The organism is Micromonospora palomenae (assembly GCF_007829925.1).
Classification (GTDB): domain Bacteria; phylum Actinomycetota; class Actinomycetes; order Mycobacteriales; family Micromonosporaceae; genus Micromonospora; species Micromonospora purpureochromogenes.
This window is the reverse complement of sequence record NZ_VIXA01000001.1, coordinates 2,469,840-2,477,088: the sequence shown is the minus strand read 5'-3', so window position 1 is coordinate 2,477,088 and position 7,249 is coordinate 2,469,840. Positions and strand designations below refer to the sequence as shown.

Sequence of the window (7,249 nt, the reverse complement as noted above, 5' to 3'; positions counted from 1 at the left end):
ACCGTCCGGCCGTCGACCTTGCCCCAGCCGGTCACCACGCCGTCGGTGTGCGGGCGGCGGTCCTCCAGCCCGAACCCGGCGGCCCGGTGCCGGCGCAACTGCTCGATCTCCCGGAACGTGCCCTCGTCGAAGAGCAGGTCGAGCCGTTCCCGGACGGTGAGTTTGCCCTTGGCGTGCTGCTGCGCCGAGGCGCGGGGCCCCGGGCCGGCGACGGCCGTGGCCTTGACGGAATGCAGCTCGGCCACCCGGGACCCGAGGTCGGAATGCGGTTTGTCCACCATGCGTCGTCGCCCCTCACGCTCGCCGACGTCGACCCGCGTCAACCGGCTGGTCGGGCTATCACGTAACCACCGGCGACGGCGGCACGAACAGAACGGCCGCCCCCTAACCCGGGCGCCGGGTCCCCTAGCCGCCCGCCCGACGACCCCAGGGCCATCGACATTTCCGCAGCTCAACCCAGGTGTGCACGCTTGTTCCCAGCTGATCGGACACTCTGCCGAAGTGCTTGACGCTGTTCCGCCGTACTGCTTAGCATGTACGCGTGGGGCATACGCAGAAGCATGCCCCGCGTGGTGGGGCACCTTTGGAAATGGCCGTCAGGCCCGATGAGCGACGAGGTCTTGTCCCCGTCCCAGGCGGACGACGCCGGGATCTCCGTGCCCTGGACGATGAAATCGGCATAGACGGGCATAGAAGGGTTTCGGCTCAATGAGCGATTCTGTCGGGCTACTGGCCAAATTGCCGAGTGGTCGGCGTTCCAAGTGGGCCATCCTCGCGTTGTGGATAGTCCTCGCCGTCGTGCTCGGCCCGCTCTTCGGCAAGATCGAGGACTACGAGGACCGGACTCCGTCCGGCAGCCTTCCGCGCGGCGCCGAGTCGACCGCCGTCATGGAGGAGTTGGACAAGTACCGCTCCGCCTCCGAGGCCGTCCCGGTGGTCGCCGTCTACACCCGCGAGTCCGGGATCCAGGACGCCGACCGCAGCAAGGTGGAGGCCGACCGTACGGCGTTCGCGAAGTTCGCCGACGGCGGCGCGGCCATCCAGCCGGCCATCCCGTCCCAGGACGGCAAGGCGCTCATGCTGGTGGTGCCGTTGACCCGCGACGACGTCGAGATCGACTTCGCGGTCAAGGACCTGCGCACCGCCGCCCAGGCCGGCGCCCCGGCCGGGCTGGACGTCGACCTCGGCGGCCCCGGCGGCCTGCTCAACGACTACACGCAGGCGTTCGAGAACCTCGACGTCAACCTGATGATCGCGACCAGCTCGATCGTCATCGTGCTGCTCCTGCTGATCTACCGCAGCCCGTTCCTCTGGATCTTCCCCCTGCTGGCCGTCGGCTTCGCCAGCGCGCTCACCCAGGGCGTGGCGTACCTGCTCGCCAAACACGCCGGGCTGCCGGTCAACCCGGCCAGCTCCAGCCTGCTGATGATCCTGCTGTTCGGCGTCGGCACCGACTACGCGCTGCTGCTCATCGCCCGCTACCGCGAGGAGCTGCGCCGGCACGCCGACAAGCACCTGGCCATGGGGATCGCGCTGCGCCGCTCGGGCCCGGCGATCCTCGCCTCCGCCGCGACCGTCGTGGTCGGCCTGGCCTGCCTCGCCCTGGCCGACATGCAGAGCGCCCGCAGCCTCGGCCTGGTCGGCGCCACCGGGGTGCTCTGCGCGTACCTGGCGATGGTCACCATCCTGCCGGCGCTGCTGGTGATCGCCGGCCGGTGGGTGTTCTGGCCGTTCGTGCCGAAGTTCGGCCAGGAGGCGCGGGCCGGGCGCGGGTTCTGGACCCGGATCGGCGCGGCCGTCGGCCGCCACCCCCGGGTGGTCTGGCTCGGCTGCCTGATCGTGATCGGCGGCCTCGCCGTCAGCGCGCTGGACATCAAGATGGGGCTGGCCCAGACCGAGGTGTTCCAGACCAAGCCCCAGTCGGTCACCGCGCAGGAGAAGCTCGCCCGGCACTTCCCGTCCGGCGCGTCCGACCCGGCCATCCTCGTCGCCGACGCCTCGGCGGCCGGGCCGGTCAAGGCAGCCGCCGCCGGCGTGGAGGGCACGACGGTCGGCCAGGAGTCGCCCAGCCCCGACGGTAAGCGGGTCATCATCGACGTGGTGCTCCGGGACGCGCCCGACAGCGACGCGGCGAAGGAGACCATCGACGAGATCCGGGACGCGGTGCACGCCGTACCCGGGGCCAACGCGAAGGTCGGCGGCACCACCGCGGAGACCCTGGACATCGACCGGGCCTCCAGCCGGGACGCCCAGGTGGTCATCCCGGTCGTGCTCGCGGTGATCCTGCTGTTCCTGATCATCCTGCTCCGCGCCCTGGTGGCGCCGCTGGTCCTGCTCGGCACGGTGGTGGCGTCCTACTTCGCCGCGCTGGGCGCGTCGCACCTGCTCTTCAAGCACGTGTTCGGGCACGAGGGGACGGCCTGGCAGTTGCCGCTGGTCAGCTTCGTCTTCCTCGCGGCACTCGGCGTCGACTACAACATCTTCCTGATGACCCGGGTGCACGAGGAGGCCGCGCGACACGGCCATGCCGAAGGCGTACGCCGTGGTCTCGCCACCACCGGCAGCGTCATCACCTCGGCCGGCATCGTGCTGGCGGCGACCTTCGCGGTCTTCGCCTCCATGCCGGTGGTCGACATGATCCAGTTCGGTGTGGTCGTCGCGGTGGGCGTCCTGCTCGACGCCTTCCTGGTGCGGACGCTGCTGGTGCCGGCGCTCTCCTTCGACATCGGCCGGGCGAGCTGGTGGCCCGGGCGCCTCTACCGGGACCTCGGCAAGCAGGCCTCCGCGCCGGTCAGCCCCGGCGTGCCGGGCCCGGTGCGGGCCAGCAAGTAGTCACCGGGCGGGGGCGGGTCTCTGGGCCCGCCCCGGCCTCTGGTGGGGCTGGGCGCTCTTTCGCGGGCGGCGGTCGTCGGCGTTCGCCGGGGACCGTGACCAGGGGCGAGGCGGCACCGAGCCCGAGCAGGACAGGCGATTCGCTCCAGCGGCGCGCCCGACGATCTCGTCGGGCGCGCCGCTTCGTCGCTTCCGAGAGCCGTCCCTGCCGCCTGGCGCAGGGCCGCTGTCGCCGCGCTGTGCCTGGTGCGGCACGGTTTGCGGCGTGTTGCGGTGACGGCCGGCCGGGACAGCGCGACATGCCGCACAGCGGCGACCTCGTCCACATCGCCCCGTCCGGTGTCGGGGCGCTGCCTGCTGGTGGGGCGCGGTTTGCGGCGTGTCGCGGTATCGGCCGGCGGCGACAGCGCGACATGCCGCAATGCGGGGAGTTCTTGCCCGCCCCCACCGTCTGGCCGACCAGGGAGTCGCCGGCCGTCCAGTGCTCGGCGTCGCGTCAGTGCAGGGCGAGCTGACGGCAGGGCAAGAGGCCCTCGGCGAGCGGGCGCTGCCAGGTCGAGTTGGTGGCAGGGCAACCGGCCCCGGGGCGGCTTGTCCCGGTGGACGGCGGCGGGCCGTCGGCGAGCGTGGGCGGCGAACTTCGGCACCGCTCCGACGCGCACCGGCCCCCCGCGTCCCAGGGCACCACCGGATCGACGTGACGCAACGAGGCTCGGGCGGCCCGCAGGAGTCCCGGACGCGCCCGGATCTGCGGAAATGTGGGCGCGGCCACCTGTCGGGAATCGGCCAGGTCGACCGGCCCCACGAGGGTGAGGACGGGCTGGCGGGGGTCGTCCCGACGTCGCGTCTCGGATCGCTGTTCGGCGGCGAGGACAGGCCGGACGGCCGGCGCGGGGAACGCCTCTCGTCCGGGTCGTCGAGGCGTCCCACCCGGCCGGGTCAGGTCACGGCCAGGTCACACAACCGCTGCCGGGTGACGACGGGCCGGCGGCGGGTGTGAGCGCCTGGCGGATGTAGCCCGGCAGGAGCGGACCGGACCTGCGCGAATGCCGGGATCCCGCCCTCGCCGATCACCGAAAAGTGAACGATAAGTTGCCGGATCAAGTAACGGTTCGTGACATTTGAAGATCGCTCACATCGTTCCGGATTGATTAGCGGCGGCGTGGTCAGTCGCATTAAAAATGGGACACACCGGCGAACTGGACATTCTGCAATTCACCCGGATCGGATCGCCGACAGAACCGCCTGACCAGGGCCTTGTGCCCGATCTGTGCTAAAGAGGGCGGACTAGCATCACCGTCGATCTGTGGATATGATACGCCGCAACGTGGCTACCAGTGCTGGAGCGTTTCGACTACTACGCTACTTAGGGGTATGCAAACGTGGCGACCATGGGATATGAGGGGGCCCTGTCGCTGTTGCAAGGGCTCCTTCGCCAATGCGACGGCTCAAGCGGTCGACTGGCGCTCGTCGAGGGGGGACTCGCCAGCGGTAAAACATATCTGCTCCATCAATTTTCGCGTTACGCGGTGGAGACGGGGGCGTTACTTCTCAGTGGTACGGCATCACGGGCGGAGCAGTCGGTGCCGCTCGGAGTCGTCGATCAGTTGTTCCGCAGTGCCGACCTGGTGGACGCGCTGCCCGAACGGGCCGCCCGGCTCATCGGTTCGGTGGATGCGGCCGACCAGGACGGGGGATGGTCGGACCCGCTGGCGGAGCCGGATGCTCGGTCGGGCTGGATGCGTGAGTTCTGCGGAGTGCTGCTGGGTCTGGCCCGGGAGCGCACCCTCGTGATCGTGATCGACGATCTGCAGTTCGCCGATTCCGCCTCGCTGCGCCTGTTGTTGTCTCTGCAGCGACGGATGGATGCGGCCCGAATGCTGCTCGTCCTCGGCAAGTGGCACCGACGCCGGCCGACCCTGCCGCTTTTCTACACGGAACTGACCCGGCAGCCGCACGAGAGCATCAGGTTGTCGGCGTTGACGGTGCCGGACATCGCCGATCTGCTCACCGAGAAATGGGGAAAGACGGCGCCCGAGTCCGTGGCCCAGGAATACCACGATCTGACAAACGGTAATCCGCTGTTGGTCCACGCGTTGCTCGACGACAATGCGTCGGACGCCGGGGTCGAGGACGGGGCCACGCCCGTCGTCGGTGACGGATATGCCCACGCCGTGCTGGCCGGCCTGCACCGGTGGGACGCGCAGCTGCTGGACGTGGCCGCCGCGGCCGCGGTACTGAACGAGCGTTCGGATCCGGCCCTGATCGGCCGCCTTCTCGGAATGCGGAACGAAACCGCCGAGGAGATCGTCGGAATACTGACCGAGGCGGGCGTACTGCGGGACTGCCGCATGCGCCATCCGCTCGGCGCCACCACGGTGCTGGAGAGCATGACCCCGGCGGAACGGTCCGCCGTCCACGTCCGCGCCGCCGACCTGCTTCACCAGCAGGGCGCGCCGGCGGCCGAGGTCGGGCGGCACCTGCTCAACGCCGAGCAGGTGCCCGCCGACTGGGCGGTCGGGGTGCTGCGTACCGCGGCCGACCAGGCGCTGGCCGCGGACGACCCGGACCTGGCGGTGCGCTGCCTGGAGCTCGCGCTCTCCGGCTGCACCGACCGCAAGGAACGGATCGCCATCATGCACGCGCTCACCGGCGCGCTCTGGCGACGGAACCCGTCGGCCACGCTGGCGTACCTGCCCTGTCTGCAGGGCGCGGTGCAGGACGGGGAACTGCACGGGCCGGACGCGGCGGCGGTGATCCGCTACAGCCTGTGGAACGGCGACGAGGACGCGGCCGCCCGGGCCGCCACGGCGCTCGGCGCGTCCGCCGATCCGATCGACGCGCAGACGGCGGCCGAGCTGGCCGTCAGCTTCCACTGGTTCCTCGGTCCGGCCCGGGGGCGCCTGTCCGAGTTCGGGCCCACCGGCACCACCCACCCGAGGGACCTCTGGGCGGACGCGGCGCAGCGACTCACCTCGCTCTGGGGCCGGGGCGGCGGGGAGGCCGCCACCACCAGTGCCGAGCAGATCCTGCGCAGCTGCCAGGTCGGTGAGACCCCGCTGGAGGTGGTGGCCGCGGCGGTGCTCGCGGTGCAGCGCGGCAACAAGCCGGAGCTGGCCCGCACCTGGTGCGACCGGCTGATGCGGCAGGCCGCGGAGCGCGGCGAGGTCACCTGGCAGGCGGTGCTCTCCTCGCTGGCCGGCAGCATCGCCTACCGGCGCGGCGACCTGGTCAACGCGATCCGGCACGCCGAGCAGGCGCTGGCCCTGCTGCCGGAGAAGGGCTGGGGGGTCCTGATCGGTCAGCCGCGCGCCACCCTGATCGTCGCGCGCACCGCCCGGGGTGAGCTCCGGGAGGCGGCCGAGGTGCTCCAGGCGCCGGTGCCCGACTCGATGTTCGGCACCGTCTTCAGCCTGCCGTACCTGCGGGCGCGGGGGCAGTTCCACCTGGCCACCGACCGGGTGCTGGCCGCCGGACGGGACTTCCAGCTGTGCGGCCGGCTGATGCGCGAATGGGACGTGGACGTGCCGGCGCTGATCCCGTGGCGCAGCGACCTGGCCGAGGTGAACCTGCGGCTGGGCCGCTCCGTCGAGGCCCGGGACCTGCTCACCCAGCAACTGGAGCGAGCGCGCGCGGCCGACGTCCGGGTGCGGGGCATCTCGCTGCGGGTCCTCGCCGCCGCCAGCGAGCCGGCGCAGCGTCCGACGCTGCTGCGGCAGAGCGTGGAGTGCCTCCAGGCGGCCGACGACCGGCTGGAGCTGTCCAGGGCGCTGACCGCGTTCAGCGTCGTCCGGCAGCAGCTTGGCGAGTTCGACCGGGCCCGGGTGCTGGCCCGGCGGGCCGCGCAGGTGGCCCAGGCGGGTACGACCGGGCCGGCCGTCCCCGCCGGCGGGGACCGACCGGTCGAGCCGCCCGCGTTGGTGGGCCGCTGGCACGACCGGGAGAAGGAGGGCCGGCACGTGCTCAGCGAGGCCGAGCGGCGGGTGGCGAAGCTGGCCGCGCTGGGGCACACCAACCGGGAGATCAGCCAGACGTTGTACATCACCGTCAGCACCGTCGAGCAGCACCTGACGCGGGTCTACCGCAAGCTGGGCATCACCCGGCGCACCGACCTGCCGGCCGAGCACGAGCTGCGCAAGCGGCTGTCGGAGTCCCGTGGCGAGGGGGCCACCGGGCTGCTCCACGCCGGGCAGGACTGGGAGGAACTGGCCGGCTGAGGGACCGCGCCCGCTTGGAGCACCCGGGACCGTGCTCCGGGCGGGCGCTCCGCTGTCCGGGCACACAATGGCGTCCCGACCGGATCCGGTCGGGACGCCGTCGTTGCTCCATCGGGTCCGCGGAAACCGTCGACCGGAAGGCCGGCCGGCGGCCGCGCACGTCAGGGGGCGCTAGGGGTTTCCGCGGGTACGGGCCTGCA

At 71.7% G+C, this 7,249-nt stretch carries 3 protein-coding genes; 2 read left to right on the top strand and 1 reads right to left on the bottom strand.

Annotated elements, in window-relative coordinates; genetic code table 11:
* On the bottom strand, positions 1 to 278 hold a 278-nt coding region (locus FHX75_RS10935), incomplete at its 3' end, for a carboxyl transferase domain-containing protein (RefSeq protein ID WP_281290804.1).
* Positions 279 to 708: 430 nt separating this feature from the next.
* Here FHX75_RS10935 and FHX75_RS10930 point away from each other — a divergent pair.
* Together FHX75_RS10930 and FHX75_RS10925 are read left to right on the top strand one after the other, a co-directional pair.
* Positions 709 to 2,832, top strand: coding sequence for an MMPL family transporter (locus FHX75_RS10930; protein ID WP_154938609.1), 2,124 nt, complete (start codon positions 709 to 711; stop codon positions 2,830 to 2,832).
* Positions 2,833 to 4,223: 1,391 nt separating this feature from the next.
* A complete protein-coding gene (locus FHX75_RS10925) occupies positions 4,224 to 7,049 on the top strand; it encodes a helix-turn-helix transcriptional regulator (RefSeq protein WP_154938607.1) in 2,826 nt (941 codons plus the stop codon).
* Positions 7,050 to 7,249 lie beyond the last annotated feature (200 nt).